Annotated in this window: 13 protein-coding genes and 1 pseudogene; 9 read left to right on the plus strand and 5 right to left on the minus strand. The window is 39.3% G+C overall.

Annotation, left to right across the window (positions count from 1 at the left end; translation table 11 throughout):
* On the minus strand, positions 1-219 hold the full coding sequence (locus tag ACE1CI_RS10365; protein WP_413264047.1) for a DUF433 domain-containing protein: 219 nt from the start codon (positions 217-219) through the stop codon (positions 1-3).
* Positions 220-289: 70 nt separating this feature from the next.
* Between ACE1CI_RS10365 and ACE1CI_RS10370 the strand changes: the two are divergent.
* The 4 genes and pseudogenes from ACE1CI_RS10370 to ACE1CI_RS10385 all read left to right on the plus strand — a co-directional run.
* Positions 290-460, plus strand: a pseudogene (locus tag ACE1CI_RS10370) (Tse2 family ADP-ribosyltransferase toxin); the annotation flags it as partial.
* A gap of 27 nt (positions 461-487) precedes the next feature.
* Positions 488-1,015: a hypothetical protein gene (locus ACE1CI_RS10375; protein WP_413264048.1), complete on the plus strand. Its 528-nt coding sequence runs from the start codon at positions 488-490 to the stop codon at positions 1,013-1,015.
* A gap of 518 nt (positions 1,016-1,533) precedes the next feature.
* Entirely contained in the window at positions 1,534-3,330 is a 1,797-nt protein-coding gene (locus tag ACE1CI_RS10380; protein ID WP_413264049.1) for a PAS domain-containing sensor histidine kinase, read from the plus strand.
* Between the two features lie 180 nt (positions 3,331-3,510).
* Complete coding sequence (locus ACE1CI_RS10385; protein WP_413264050.1) at positions 3,511-4,200, plus strand: Uma2 family endonuclease; 690 nt, start codon at positions 3,511-3,513, stop codon at positions 4,198-4,200.
* 37 nt (positions 4,201-4,237) lie between these two features.
* Here ACE1CI_RS10385 and ACE1CI_RS10390 read toward each other — a convergent pair whose 3' ends face one another.
* Positions 4,238-4,768 carry a cysteine hydrolase family protein gene (locus ACE1CI_RS10390; protein WP_413264051.1) on the minus strand — a complete coding sequence of 177 codons (531 nt, stop codon included), beginning with the start codon at positions 4,766-4,768 and terminating at the stop codon, positions 4,238-4,240.
* A 123-nt stretch (positions 4,769-4,891) separates the two neighbouring features.
* On the opposite strand from ACE1CI_RS10390, the gene ACE1CI_RS10395 reads away from it, so the two are divergent.
* The 3 genes from ACE1CI_RS10395 (at position 4,892) to gcvT (ending at position 7,219) form a co-directional block, all read left to right on the plus strand.
* Positions 4,892-5,425: a hypothetical protein gene (locus tag ACE1CI_RS10395; protein WP_413264052.1), complete on the plus strand. Its 534-nt coding sequence runs from the start codon at positions 4,892-4,894 to the stop codon at positions 5,423-5,425.
* Between the two features lie 192 nt (positions 5,426-5,617).
* On the plus strand, positions 5,618-5,971 hold the full coding sequence (locus ACE1CI_RS10400) for a 4a-hydroxytetrahydrobiopterin dehydratase (RefSeq protein ID WP_413264053.1): 354 nt from the start codon (positions 5,618-5,620) through the stop codon (positions 5,969-5,971).
* A 123-nt stretch (positions 5,972-6,094) separates the two neighbouring features.
* Positions 6,095-7,219 carry a glycine cleavage system aminomethyltransferase GcvT gene (gene gcvT, locus ACE1CI_RS10405; protein WP_413264054.1) on the plus strand — a complete coding sequence of 375 codons (1,125 nt, stop codon included), beginning with the start codon at positions 6,095-6,097 and terminating at the stop codon, positions 7,217-7,219.
* Between the two features lie 68 nt (positions 7,220-7,287).
* Here the strand turns inward: gcvT and ACE1CI_RS10410 are convergent, their stop codons facing one another.
* Positions 7,288-8,118: an alpha/beta hydrolase gene (locus ACE1CI_RS10410; RefSeq protein ID WP_413264055.1), complete on the minus strand. Its 831-nt coding sequence runs from the start codon at positions 8,116-8,118 to the stop codon at positions 7,288-7,290.
* A gap of 143 nt (positions 8,119-8,261) precedes the next feature.
* Here ACE1CI_RS10410 and gcvH point away from each other — a divergent pair, with 143 nt between their 5' ends.
* Together gcvH and gcvP are read left to right on the plus strand one after the other, a co-directional pair.
* Complete coding sequence (gene gcvH, locus ACE1CI_RS10415) at positions 8,262-8,651, plus strand: glycine cleavage system protein GcvH (protein WP_413264056.1); 390 nt, start codon at positions 8,262-8,264, stop codon at positions 8,649-8,651.
* Between the two features lie 296 nt (positions 8,652-8,947).
* The gene (gene gcvP, locus ACE1CI_RS10420; RefSeq protein ID WP_413264057.1) at positions 8,948-11,845 is read left to right on the plus strand and encodes an aminomethyl-transferring glycine dehydrogenase; all 2,898 of its coding nucleotides are present in this window, start codon (positions 8,948-8,950) and stop codon (positions 11,843-11,845) included.
* A gap of 174 nt (positions 11,846-12,019) precedes the next feature.
* Here gcvP and ACE1CI_RS10425 read toward each other — a convergent pair whose 3' ends face one another.
* A complete protein-coding gene (locus ACE1CI_RS10425; RefSeq protein WP_413264058.1) occupies positions 12,020-12,682 on the minus strand; it encodes a hypothetical protein in 663 nt (220 codons plus the stop codon).
* Between the two features lie 345 nt (positions 12,683-13,027).
* Positions 13,028-13,156 carry a hypothetical protein gene (locus ACE1CI_RS10430; RefSeq protein WP_413264059.1) on the minus strand — a complete coding sequence of 43 codons (129 nt, stop codon included), beginning with the start codon at positions 13,154-13,156 and terminating at the stop codon, positions 13,028-13,030.
* Positions 13,157-13,293: the final 137 nt, after the last annotated feature.

Here is a 13,293-nt window from a genome sequence, read left to right on the forward strand (position 1 = left end):
CTATGCCACCATACTAACAAGTTGTTTTCCAACCTCTTCTAGTAATTCGATAACTTGCTCTCTAGTTACTGTCGGAAATCCATCAAGGAAATCATCTATTGACTCTCCTGCTTTCAAATAATCAAAGAGTGTCTGCACCGGAACTCTTGTGTTAGCAAAAACCGGAGTCCCACCCATAATTTCAGGGGACGTACTAATAACTGGTGAGTTCTTAAACATAGTCTTTTATCTTTTTAGTCTAGTATCTATCTTAAATGCAAAAAGTCGAATTTAGGGATCGCTTCATCCTTCCAATAAAGATCCCCTCTGGCAAATTGAAGATAGCAAAATCACCGGAGATTTGGAAGCAGTTCAGGATAGCGCAACTCATGTAAGTATCCTGCCCAGAACTACAATGTTGTTAGAGAAGTACGAAGCAGCACTGGCAAACACTCAAAACGATTGGGAAAAAGTTAAATGAGTCGAGGCAATCAACAGGAGAACAGCAATGTCATGGATCTTTAGTTTGTCAGCTGAGTGTGGTAAAGAACAGACTGCCGCCGAGCAGTTTTCTGATTATTTCGATCGAGTTTCTTGGATTCTTTCCAATAATAACCAATCCCAATGTCAAACTGGAATTTTTCAAGATATCGAGGATAATTGGTGGTGTCGAGTTACTCCAACTGGTATCAGTGAAGTGGGAATAAACACACCAGAAACCGCTTATATTATGACAGAAGTCGGTATTCTGCTATATCAACATTTACGTTTTGCTCCCACTTTTCGCTATGCTTTGGTTGGTTTAGAAGTAGACGAATTTAGAACTTATAGTGAGTTGCTTGAAGACACTTCTTCCCCATCTTTTCCGGGGTTAGTTTTAGCTGAAACAATTTGGCAGTTACTTGGAGCGCCATCAGATTTTCGATCGTTCAGTTCAGGATATGTCTGGAAACCATACCAAGGAGAAGTTTATCAGCCACTAATGGTATCGTCAGATTTGAAGAACAAACTCAATGAATTGCTCAATGTGGGGTAATTGCGATTCTGCGTGAGTGCGATCCTTCGCGATCGCACTCACCAACCAAGCTAGAATTGCGATCGCCTAAAATAAAAGTGAATTAATTAGTTTCTAAGTAACTGTAATTAAAACTCTTATCAATTGTTGCTGATTTTTAAGTAATAATATCTACTCCTACGAGAATTCCCTTAAGTAAGTGTTAACTTTGCTAAACATAAATAGCAATTTCCGGCTTGTATGTTATCTTTTTTCATTGTAATTTGGAAAATACATCTTTTTTAAACTTAACATCTATCTAAGGTTAGAGTATGTTAAAGAAATGATGGAGGAATGAATAGCGCGATCGCCCGGAATAGAACCCAATGTTTTAGATACTGTACATTAATATCATTATTTCTGGGAATAATAAGTACAACCATTGGCAAGAGCTTGAACGGTAAATGCTTTTCCTGGTAAGACATATTCTCTTGCGATAGCGATGCAAAATCTAAAAGATTTTATCCACTTAAGTTGAATTATAGTAGAGCAGGTTTTTTATGAGTTCAGTAACAACATCTTCTAAAGGACGATCGCCAGAACTAAAACATCTCCAAGAGCAAATTGCTCAATTAGAACAGCAACTTGCCCAAGCACAACAGAGAGAAAAGCGATCGCGCCAACTTTTGCAGTCTATAATTGATGCTTCCTCAGACTGGATTTTTGTCAAAGACCGCAATTTTCGCTGCCTTCTAGCAAATCAAAGTTTTGCTACTGCCATTGGTACTACCTCAGAGTCGATTTTAGGCAAAAATGAACTGGAATTAGGTTATCCAGAGGAGGTAGTTTTTGGCAATTCAGAAGCAGGAATTCGAGGATTTCGCCACGATGACTTAGAGGTTTTAGCAGGAAAAACTATTTGTAATCCTTTGGAAATAAGCTCAACAGTTGAAGGTATTCGGATTGTGGATGTGCGGAAAATTCCTCTTTATGATGACAATGGAGAAGTTTACGCAGTTCTGGGATTTGCTCAAGATATTACCGATCGCAAACGTGCAGAAACAGAATTTTACCAAACCAAAAATTTTCTCGAATCTGTACTTAGTAACTTGCCTGTAGCTGTAGTTGCTAAAGAAGCAAAAGAGTTGCGATTTGCGTTTTTTAATCAAGCTGCGTCACAGTTATTTGGACTGAGTGCAGACCAAGTTTTAGGCAAGAATGATTATGATTTATTCACCAAAGAACAAGCCGAATTTTTCATCAATATCGATCGGCAAGTATTAGCCAGCGGTAAAACTATAGATATTTCTGAAGAAGATGCCCTAATCCAAGGGGAAAATCACATTTTACGAACCAAGAAAACAGCGATTTTAGATGAGTTAGGGCAAGCCAAATATTTATTAGCAATTACTGAAGATATTACAGAGCGAAAACGAGCGGAACAAGCCCTAAAAGAGTCGGAAGCACAACTGCGAAAACAGACAGAAGATTTAGAGCAAACTTTACAAGAATTACGCCGCACTCAAACTCAATTAGTGCAGAGTGAAAAAATGTCTAGTTTGGGGCAATTAGTTGCTGGAGTTGCTCATGAAATTAACAACCCAGTTAACTTTATTTTTGGCAATCTGAGTCACGCTAAGGAATATACTCAAGATTTGTTGGGATTGGTAGAACTTTATCAGGAATATTATCCCAATCCTCATCCTGACATTCAAGCAGAGTTAGAAGCGATCGAGCTAGATTTTCTCACAGAAGATTTGCCCAAACTTTTAAATTCCATGAAAGTAGGCGCAGATCGAATTCAGAAAATTGTTGCTTCCTTAAGAACTTTTTCTCGCATGGATGAAGCGGAAATGAAAGAGGTAAATATTCATGAAGGAATTGATAGTACCTTGATGATTTTGCAAAATCGCTTAAAAGCAAAACCCGATCGACCAGAAATCAAAGTTATTAAAGAATACGGCGATTTACCTTTGGTAGAATGTTACGCCGGACAATTAAATCAGGTATTTATGAACATTGTTGCTAATGCGATCGATGCTTTAGAAGATGCCTACAATGCCAAAATATTAGTTAATCCGGCAATTAGCATTCACACCAAAATTATAGAAAACAATCAAGTGATGATTATCTTATCAGATAACGGGCCAGGAATTACTCAAAAAGTAAAATCTCACCTATTCGATCCCTTTTTTACTACTAAACCAATTGGCAAAGGAACAGGAATGGGACTGTCTATTAGTTATCAAATTATCACCGAAAAACATCATGGAACTTTAGATTGTTTTTCTGAACCTGGAAAAGGCACAGAATTTGTAATTAAAATTCCTCTCAAACAACCAGTGGGTTTGTTGTAAGCACTTGGGCGAAGACAGCACCTACAAAAACCAGTGGGTTTGTTGTAAGCGCTTGAGCGAAGACAGCACCTACAAAAACCAGTGGGTTTGTTGTAAGCGCTTGAGCGAAGACAGCACCTACAACAAACCAAAAATTTTTAGCTAAAATCTACATTGAAGAACTCACTAAAAAGAAAGGTCATGGTACAGTATAATCCATTGCCATCAGAATCATTAGAAACCGAATATTTTCTTGAATCTGACGAAACTCCAGTGGACAACGAACTACAAAATTTAGTACCCAATTTATTGTTATCAATCTTGTGTTTAATTTGGTCTAATCGACAAGATTGGTTTTTTGGTGTAGATATGGGAATTTACTACGCAAGCGATCGACCTGCAATTGTCCCTGATGGTTTTCTCAGTTTAGGAGTAGAGCGTTTTTCAGGAAAAAATGGACGTTTAAGTTATATCCTAAAACGAGAAAACCAAGTAGCACCAATCTTAGTATTAGAAGTAGTTTCTAATACTTACAGAGGCGAGTACAACCAGAAGAAAATAGATTACGCTGAATTAGGAGTTTTGTATTATGTAATTTACGACTCTGGTCGTTATCATAGTAGACATGGTGATGCTTTTGAAGTGCATAAGTTGGTAAATGGCGTTTATCAAAGATTATCAGGTGAACCAGTTTGGATGGCAGAAATTGGTTTAGGAATTGGACGAGAAATGGGAACTTATGAAGGATGGAGGAGAGAATGGTTGTATTGGTATGATAGCGAGGGAAATCGGTTTTCCCATTCCCAAGAACTTTTAGAACAAGAACGACAACTCAGGGAAAATTTACTTGCTAAATTGAGGGAAAAGGGAATAGATCCTGATACGTTGTGATAGTGCGATCGCACTTCAATTTACAGATCCAAACACTTTAAGGTGCAGCCAAAAACCCATCACTTAAACCAGCATCTCTTAGTCGAGGCGCACCAATATTTCTGCTGAGTACTGCTAACCCTGCCAAATGTGCTTGTAAACCAGCGGTACTAGCACAGCAATCTGTTAAAATTATTGGTTCAATGCCAATATCAAAAAGATCCATTGCTATTTTCAAAACACACATATCAGTATCGATACCCACAATAAAAATTCGCTTAATAGCCTCAGCATGAAGATAATTACATAACTCATCTGGCATTCCACAAAGTCCAGCTTTGGAAAAAATTAACTCTGGTTTAGCAAAAGGTTGCAATTCTGGGACAATATCTGTTTCTGGTTGATCGGAACAATTATGCCAATCGAGTAATTTTTGATAAGGGCTATCTGGAGAGTTGAGAAATCTAGTAAACAACATCGGTGCATACTCATCTTTTTCAATCAAACGAGCGACTCTTTTGGGGATATGATGAGTAAATTGGTTAATAAAACCGCACTGGACATCGACAATAAGTAAAGGTTCCGCCATGATTTGATTATGGTTAATACAACTTGTTTTGACACTAGCCCGACTTGGGCAAAAAGTCTAATATCTATTGGTAGAGAAAGATATTATTGTGCAGTAATAGATAGAATTTAGGTATAGATTGCTATGGTCAAGAAAAGCTATCTTCTGTTTTTGGGAGCGAGTTTTTTGCTGAGTCTGTTGGGATGGCATAAACTACCAGTTATTTCTGCGGAACAACCTTCTGTTCCTCAGTTAACAATGAAAGTACCAAGTAGCAACAATGTTGATGCTGCTTCTTGGTGTAAAATCGGGGTAAATCAGGGACGTGAACAACCACTAGGTTTTGCTAAAGTGCTATTTTATCGAGATAAATCTGATCCCCAAAACAAGGAATACATCGTAGGTTGTATCACCAATAATTCTCGGCAAACTATACAACACATTCCAGTAACTTATGTTTTGCAATATCCACCAGGGAAAAACACATTTAGTGGCGGATTTAATAGTTTAACTTTTGCTACTCCTATTCAACCAAGACAAACTGTTTATTTTCGTAGTGGTTTTGAAATTGATTCTGATGCTTCGGGTGTGGAAGTGAGTGTGGTAAAAACAAAGCAAAAAGACCAAACTATTACTTATGAACCAATACAGCGTTTAATCATTCAGCGACGTAACTAATTGTGCTAAAGTAACAAGAGATACGTTTTAGCTAAATTATGGCGAACAGCGGAATTACTCGCTTCCCGCCCGAAGATAGCTTACACTCTTGTCTTGTTTTAACACCAACCTTGTTCTATTACTAAATGTTTTTTGCTGGGAAATAAGTAACTGCTTAAGCCGTGCCAAAAGTGAAACTAGGGATAAACAACTATGGAACAGTTAGCAGAAAAAAATTGTGTTGCTTGTGAAGGAAATTCACCCCGCATAAGTGATACAGAAATTGCTGAACTTAAGCCGCAAATTCCTGATTGGGAGATTGTCGAAGAAGAGGGTGAAGCACGTCTGAAGCGAGTTTACAAATTTCGCGATTTTATGACAGCTTTAACCTTCACTAATAAAGTGGGTGACAAAGCAGAAAAAGCCGGACATCACCCAGCTTTACTCACTGAATGGGGCAAAGTAACTGTTAGTTGGTGGACTCATTCGATCGGTGGACTGCACATAAACGATTTTATTATGGCAGCAAAAACTGATAAAGTTGCTGAAGAGTTTGTCACCAAATAATTGTCAAATTTAACAGAAGTAAAATTGTTAATTCTCCTGTTTTAAGGTAACTTATGAGTTATGATCTTTACTTAAATCATAACTCATAATTTCTCGCTAAACACTAATAATTTAATCTCCAAAATGGGTAATCAATCAACAACCGCTACTGTTTCTCGCACTCCTTTATTTGATTTAGCTTTAGAATCTAAAGCTAGATTTACGGAATTTTCCGGCTGGGAAATGCCTGTTCAATACAGTGGAATAGCACAAGAACATCAAGCAGTTAGAACTGCATCGGGAATGTTTGATATTTCCCACATGGGCAAATTTACCATGCAGGCAAAAAATTTAATTTCTCAATTACAAAACTTAGTTCCTTCTGATTTAAGCAGTTTACAACCTGGTCAAGCTCAGTATACTGTTTTATTAAATCCTGAAGCTGGAATCATTGACGATATTATTTTTTACTATCAGGGTGAAGCAGCCGGAATGCAGCAGGGAGTAATGATTGTTAATGCTGCAACTACGCCAAAAGATAAAGCTTGGTTGTTGAATAATTTAGAAACATCAGAAATAGATTTTCAAGATATTTCTCAAGACAAAGTTTTGATTGCAGTACAAGGGCCACAAGCAATTTCCCAACTGCAAAAATTTGTTAAAGAAGATTTAAATTCGATTAAATCTTTCGCTCATTTATTAGGTGTTGTATTAGGAAAACCTGCTTTTATTGCCCGGACTGGCTACACTGGGGAAGATGGTTTTGAAGTGATGTTAGACCCAAATGTGGGTGTAGAATTGTGGCGTAATTTATTAGCAGAAGGTGTGGTTCCCTGTGGACTAGGTGCGAGAGATACTTTGCGTTTAGAAGCAGCAATGGCACTTTACGGGCAGGATATTAATGAAGGTACAACGCCTTTAGAAGCAGGGTTAGGTTGGTTGGTACATTTAGATAGAAAAGGCGAATTTATTGGTCGGGAAATATTGGCAGAACAAAAAGCATCGGGAGTAGAAAGAAAACTGGTAGCTTTGCAAATGCAAGGGCGTAATATTGCCCGTCAAGGTTATCCGATAAGCTATGAAGGGGAAACGGTGGGAGAAGTGACGAGTGGAAGTTGGTCGCCTACTTTGGAATGCCCGATCGCACTAGCTTACCTCCCCACAAATTTAGCTACAATCGGTCAAGAATTACAAGTGGAAATTCGCGGCAAATTCTATCCCGCTAAAGTAGTGAAAAAGCCTTTTTATCGTTCTCCGAATAAGGCGTAATTTTTATAGGTACGTTGTTGCGCTTTAGCGCTCTCATAGTAGCGAAGACAGCGCAACAACGTACATTTTTACTTTGACTGTTGCTGAGAAATTAATTTAGTAAACTCTTGCAAAGCTCGATCGTATTCTTTACCTGCTGCATCTTTAAAATCATTATGTCCCGCAGTTTCCACAACTAAAACTCGCTTCGGTTCATTGGCAGCAGCAAACAGTTCTCTTCCGTGCCAATATGGAATAACTCGATCGGCTTTGCCATACAGTACTAAAACTGGCGATCGCACCTTTTTAATTTTGGCGATATTATTAAACTTGTCAAACGGAAACAGCGGAATTTGGGTTACTACTCGAAAAGTACTCACAAAAGTGTTTTCTAAAATTAACCCTCCTATAGGTTGGCGACTCGCTAAATCTACTGATGGCCCTCCACCAACAGAACGACCGTAGAGTATAATTTTTTTGGGAGTTACACCTAAGTTTTGTGTCAGATAATCATAAGCAGCATCAATATCTTTATAAGCATTTTTTTCGGTGGGATTTCCTTGACTAGTACCATATCCTCGATAATCATAAGCAAAAACCGCAAATCCCAAGTTTCGCAACCCTTCTAATATCTGGAAATTGTCGCCTAAATCTTCAGCATTCCCATGACTGTAGAGAATGGTAAACTTAGCTTGAGGATTAGGTAAGTAAATTGCTGAGATTTTTACCCCATCTTTAGTCGTTAACTTGAGAATTTGATTGTTATCTTGGTAAGTAGATGGTTGGGGTAAAAAAATCATCCGATCGCTAAAAAAATACGCATATAAGCCAACACAAGCATAGATAAAAATGATCGATCGCATAACTCGCAAAAAAGAAAACTCACCTATTAGCAGTTTTTTCAAATTTTTCTTATTCATAATCAGTCGCTAACAATCAGGCTGATAAAATTAGCCTTCAGGGGAAATAACCCGATAATCTGTACCTATATCCACGATCTGTCAGTTCTGCCTAAAATGCAACTGCAAAATCATTAAATTCTCTATCTTTGTGAGGAAATTAAATGACCTTTGAATATCCCGATGACCTGAAATACCTTGACACCCACGAATATATCCGTGTTGATGGCGAAATTGCTACGATCGGCATTAGCGCCTTCGCCGTAGACCAACTAGGTGACATCGTATTTCTAGAATTGCCAGAAATTGGCGACGCACTTAGCAAAGGAGAATCCTTCGGAACAGTTGAGTCAGTAAAAGCAGTAGAAGACCTCAAAGCCCCCATTACTGGAACAGTAGTCGAACGCAACGAAGCAATAATTCAATCACCAGAAGAAATAAGCGAAGACCCCTACGGCGAAGGATGGTTACTCAAAGTACGCATCGACGACCTCGACGAAATAAAGGATGCCATGTCCGCAGACGAGTATCGCGCCCAAGTTGAAGGAGAGTAGGGACTGGGGACTCTTGACTGGGGACTCTTGACTGGGGAGGTGGGGACAAGGGGACAAGGGGACAAGGGGACAAGGGGACAAGGGGAAATTAATTAATTCAAAACTCAAAACTTTCCTTTCTTCTGTCTCCCCATCCCCCCATCCCCCCATCCCCCCATCTCCCCATCCCCCCACCTCCCCATCTCCCCATCCCCCCATCCCCCCATCTCCCCATCCCCCCACCTCCCCATCTCCCCATCCCCTCGATCGCAAATACTTGTTAAAACTTAATTAAGTCAATTGTGGAGAATCATTAAGTGGCAACTTCTAGCCCTTCTACCAAGTCTAGCCCTCAAGTGGGACAAACAGACAGTTTTGCTACCAGGCATATTGGCCCTAGCCCAGAAGAAATTAAACAAATGCTGGAATTGCTTGGACTTTCCAGCTTAGATGAACTGATAGAAAAAACTGTTCCCCAAGCAATTCGCATTTCTCGTCCTTTACAATTGCCACCCGCCCAAAGCGAATATGCAGCCCTTGCCAATTTAAAAGAAATTGCCTCCAAAAATCAGATATTTCGCTCTTTCATTGGTATGGGTTATTCTAATTGCATTACCCCACCTGTTATTCTGAGAAACATTTTAGAAAATCCCGGTTGGTACACAGCTTACACTCCCTACCAAGCAGAAATTGCCCAAGGAAGATTAGAAGCATTATTAAATTTCCAAACCATGATTATTGAATTAACAGGTTTGGAAATTGCCAACGCTTCTTTATTAGATGAAGCTACCGCCGCTGCTGAAGCCATGACCTTGAGTTATGGTGTAGCTAAAAACAAAGCTAAAGCTTTCTTTGTCTCTCAAGATTGCCATCCCCAAACGATCGAAGTCGTCCAAACTCGCGCCAATCCTTTAGGAATTGAAGTCATCGTTGGCAACCATGAAAATTTCGCCTTTGACCAACCAATTTTCGGCGCGTTACTACAATATCCCGCAACCGATGGCACAATTTATGATTACCGAAAATTCATCGAACAAGCCCATAAAGTTGGTGCATTAGTCACAGTAGCCGCAGATATTTTAAGCTTAACTTTACTCACTCCCCCAGGCGAATTCGGGGCTGATATTGCAGTAGGAAATACCCAGCGTTTTGGCGTACCTCTAGGTTATGGTGGCCCTCATGCCGCATATTTTGCCACCAAAGAAGAGTTTAAACGTCAAGTTCCAGGCAGAATAGTTGGTATTTCCAAAGATGCTAATGGAAAACCAGCTTTACGTTTAGCATTGCAAACTCGCGAACAACATATTCGCCGGGAAAAAGCTACAAGTAATATTTGTACTGCCCAAGTTTTACTAGCCGTAATTGCTAGTATGTATGCGGTTTATCATGGGGCGGCAGGACTGAAGCGAATTGCCGAAAATATTCATCAGTTAACACACCTTTTGGCTGAAGGATTAAAGCAGTTAGGTTACAAAATCACTGGGGAATATTTCTTTGATACTATTAGGGTAGACTTAGGAAGTCGCAGTTTAACAGAAATTCTCCAAGCCGCAGAAGTTCAGCAGATCAACCTGCGAGTTTTTGATCACAAATCTGTGGGTATTTCCCTAGATGAAACTACCACTATCAAAGATTTACAAGACCTTTGGGCAATCTTCGCACTAGGAGAAGAATTACCTCTTGAATTCGCCGGGGCAATTGATGAATTGCCTCAACAAATTCAAAACTCTTTAATTCGTAGTAGTAATTATCTAACTCATCCCGTCTTTAACCAATATCATTCGGAAACCGAATTATTGCGTTATCTCCATCGTTTGCAAGCCAAAGATTTATCATTGACAACTTCAATGATTCCCTTGGGTTCTTGTACAATGAAGTTAAACGCAACAGCGGAAATGATTCCCGTAACTTGGGCAGAATTTGGCAAAATTCACCCCTTTGCACCCCTTTCTCAAACTAGGGGTTATCAAGTAATGTTCCAACAGTTAGAAGAATGGTTGGCGGAAATTACAGGTTTTGCCGCAGTTTCTTTGCAACCAAATGCGGGTTCTCAAGGTGAATATGCCGGACTTTTAGTAATTCGGAAATATCACGAAAATCGGGGAGAAAATCATCGCAATGTTTGTTTAATTCCGCAATCTGCACATGGAACAAATCCAGCTAGTGCGGTAATGTGTGGTTTAAAAGTTGTGCCTATTGCTTGCGATGAACAGGGAAATATTGATGTATCTGACCTGAAAAATAAGGCGGAAAAACACAGCAAAGAATTAGCCGCTTTAATGGTGACTTATCCTTCTACTCACGGGGTTTTTGAGTCAGAAATTAAGGAGATTTGTGAAATAGTTCACTCTCACGGTGGGCAAGTTTATATGGATGGGGCTAACATGAATGCCCAAGTTGGTTTATGTCGTCCGGGAGATTTTGGTGCTGATGTTTGCCATTTGAACTTACACAAAACTTTCTGTATTCCTCATGGTGGCGGTGGGCCGGGAATGGGTCCGATCGCAGTATCATCCCATTTAGTACCTTTTTTACCCAGTCATTCTGTAGTAAAAATTGGCGAACAAACAGGTATTGGGGCGGTTTCTGCTGCACCTTGGGGTAGTTCTAGTATCCTGCCAATTTCTTGGATGTACATCGCAATGATGGGCGGGGAAGGATTAACAGAAGCTACCAAAGTGGCGATTCTTAATGCTAATTATATGGCTCGTCGTTTGCAAGATTATTACCCGGTTTTGTACAAGGGAAATAACGGTTTTGTGGCGCATGAGTGTATTTTGGATTTGCGATCGCTCAAAAAATCTGCTGCCATAGAAGTTGATGACATCGCTAAACGATTAATGGATTATGGTTTTCACGCCCCTACCGTTTCTTGGCCTGTTGCAGGTACAGTAATGGTAGAACCAACCGAAAGCGAATCGAAAGCAGAATTAGACCGTTTTTGTGATGCCATGATTGCCATTCGTCAAGAAATTGCCGAGATTGAAACAGGCAAAGTTGATGCGGAAAATAATGTGTTGAAAAATGCACCTCACACCGCAGAAACTTTAATTAATGATGATTGGAATCGCCCCTATTCTCGCACCCAAGCTGCTTACCCAGCACCTTGGTTAAAAGAATACAAATATTGGCCTCCTGTCAGCAGAATTGATAATGCTTTTGGCGATCGTAATTTTGTCTGTTCCTGTCTACCAATGTCAGCTTATAACGAGTAATTTGTGACTAGGGACTAGGTACTGGGTACTGGGAAAAAATAATCCAAGAAAAGGTAAAAGAAAAGAGAAATCTACTCCATCTTTTACCTTTTTCTTTATAAAAGTAACCTTGGTAAATTCAGAAAATGATTGATTTGTAAAGAATCCCAGTCCCTAATCCCTAGTCCCCAGTCGCTAATCAGCATGGTAAAAAGAAACTTCCGCACCACAAGTGTTACAAAAACCGTCACCACCGTAAACGCTGCCATCCCCATCTTGCCAGTCAAATGAATTACCTTGACAAAATGGACAGTTTGGTGATTGTGATGGATATTGACTGACGCATTCCCAACGACTTCTCGGACTGCCGATAATATCTTCTAATTTGTGAGGAATATTAACAGGAAGACCATAGTCATTATCGAGCAATTCTTCAACAATAAATTCAAAATCTTCTATTCTTTCAATATATTTATAGATGCAGCGCATCGCCCGATAAATTTTCCCGTCAATTGTTACTACTTGAGATTTTTGAATTCCATCTTTACGACCAATATTTTTCCAACCTACCAAAATCTCTTGTTCTTGGTAAAAATCATTAAGTAATTTTTGCATAGATTCAAGGGGATTAGTGGCAAAAAAACCTAACCACTTTTCTCCCCCAACCCTCATACTGTAACCAGTATTTCCTACTGCTCGATCGAGTAATTTAGTAAATTCTGCTATCTCTTCGTCTACTTTTTGATGCCCTAAGTGACTGTTGCGGCGTTTCGCATCAGCAAAGTTGAATATTGCTAGATATCCTGGCAATCTTCCGGTAATTTCAGCCTGGAACTTTTCTTCCCGTTTTGAAAGCATTGCTATAAACCTAACTTTTTTGATTAAGCTCTTTGGGTTTTTCCGTCGATTCTAATTGTTGATTAATTTCCTTTAACTCGGACGGCTCTCCCATACTTATGGTGATAAGTAAACCTGATTAATTAAGGAAGTGCTTATTTATCAAGGGTTCCCAGTCCCTAGTCCCTAGTGCCCAGTCCCTAAAACCAGGGGGACAAAAGTAAACAAGACTGTGTTAAGTTTTGTAAAATTTACGCAAGCCCCGACAGTAGGCTGATTAAGCATCTTTATAAAACTTAAGAGAGTTAACATTATTTATGTCCGATTACTTAGGCTTCTAAACCCCCAATTTAAATACGTATGTACTTAAGTAATATGATATAGTCTTAAGTAACGAAACAAACCCAAGGGTAAATCTGCTTCGGTTAACAATGAATAGGGTGTGAAATAGTAACGTTGACCCAAATTTGAGAGCATACTTGGTATTGCAGACATAATTGCCCTCTATCCCAAAGCACTGTTTTTTTGGGAAATATTGATTTTTGTGTGCGTATTTTTTGGCAAAACAGTTGTCATAAAACAGGTTCCTATATAGTTACGATTGACCATTAGTTTCACCGATTACTTAAATA

The organism is Floridaenema flaviceps BLCC-F50 (assembly GCF_041929275.2).
In the GTDB taxonomy this organism is placed as follows: domain Bacteria; phylum Cyanobacteriota; class Cyanobacteriia; order Cyanobacteriales; family Aerosakkonemataceae; genus Floridanema; species Floridanema flaviceps.

Excerpts from the sequence above, each read along its gene's own strand:
- ACE1CI_RS10395 (WP_413264052.1), top strand. The coding sequence starts at position 4,892 with ATGGTCAAGAAAAGCTATCTTCTGTTTTTGGGAGCGAGTTTTTTGCTG.
- ACE1CI_RS10365 (WP_413264047.1), bottom strand. The coding sequence starts at position 219 with ATGTTTAAGAACTCACCAGTTATTAGTACGTCCCCTGAAATTATGGGT.
- gcvH (WP_413264056.1), top strand. The coding sequence starts at position 8,262 with ATGACCTTTGAATATCCCGATGACCTGAAATACCTTGACACCCACGAA.
- ACE1CI_RS10380 (WP_413264049.1), top strand. The coding sequence starts at position 1,534 with ATGAGTTCAGTAACAACATCTTCTAAAGGACGATCGCCAGAACTAAAA.
- ACE1CI_RS10385 (WP_413264050.1), top strand. The coding sequence starts at position 3,511 with ATGGTACAGTATAATCCATTGCCATCAGAATCATTAGAAACCGAATAT.
- ACE1CI_RS10375 (WP_413264048.1), top strand. The coding sequence starts at position 488 with ATGTCATGGATCTTTAGTTTGTCAGCTGAGTGTGGTAAAGAACAGACT.
- ACE1CI_RS10410 (WP_413264055.1), bottom strand. The coding sequence starts at position 8,118 with ATGAATAAGAAAAATTTGAAAAAACTGCTAATAGGTGAGTTTTCTTTT.
- ACE1CI_RS10400 (WP_413264053.1), top strand. The coding sequence starts at position 5,618 with ATGGAACAGTTAGCAGAAAAAAATTGTGTTGCTTGTGAAGGAAATTCA.
- ACE1CI_RS10425 (WP_413264058.1), bottom strand. The coding sequence starts at position 12,682 with ATGCTTTCAAAACGGGAAGAAAAGTTCCAGGCTGAAATTACCGGAAGA.
- ACE1CI_RS10390 (WP_413264051.1), bottom strand. The coding sequence starts at position 4,768 with ATGGCGGAACCTTTACTTATTGTCGATGTCCAGTGCGGTTTTATTAAC.
- gcvT (WP_413264054.1), top strand. The coding sequence starts at position 6,095 with ATGGGTAATCAATCAACAACCGCTACTGTTTCTCGCACTCCTTTATTT.
- ACE1CI_RS10430 (WP_413264059.1), bottom strand. The coding sequence starts at position 13,156 with ATGTCTGCAATACCAAGTATGCTCTCAAATTTGGGTCAACGTTACTAT.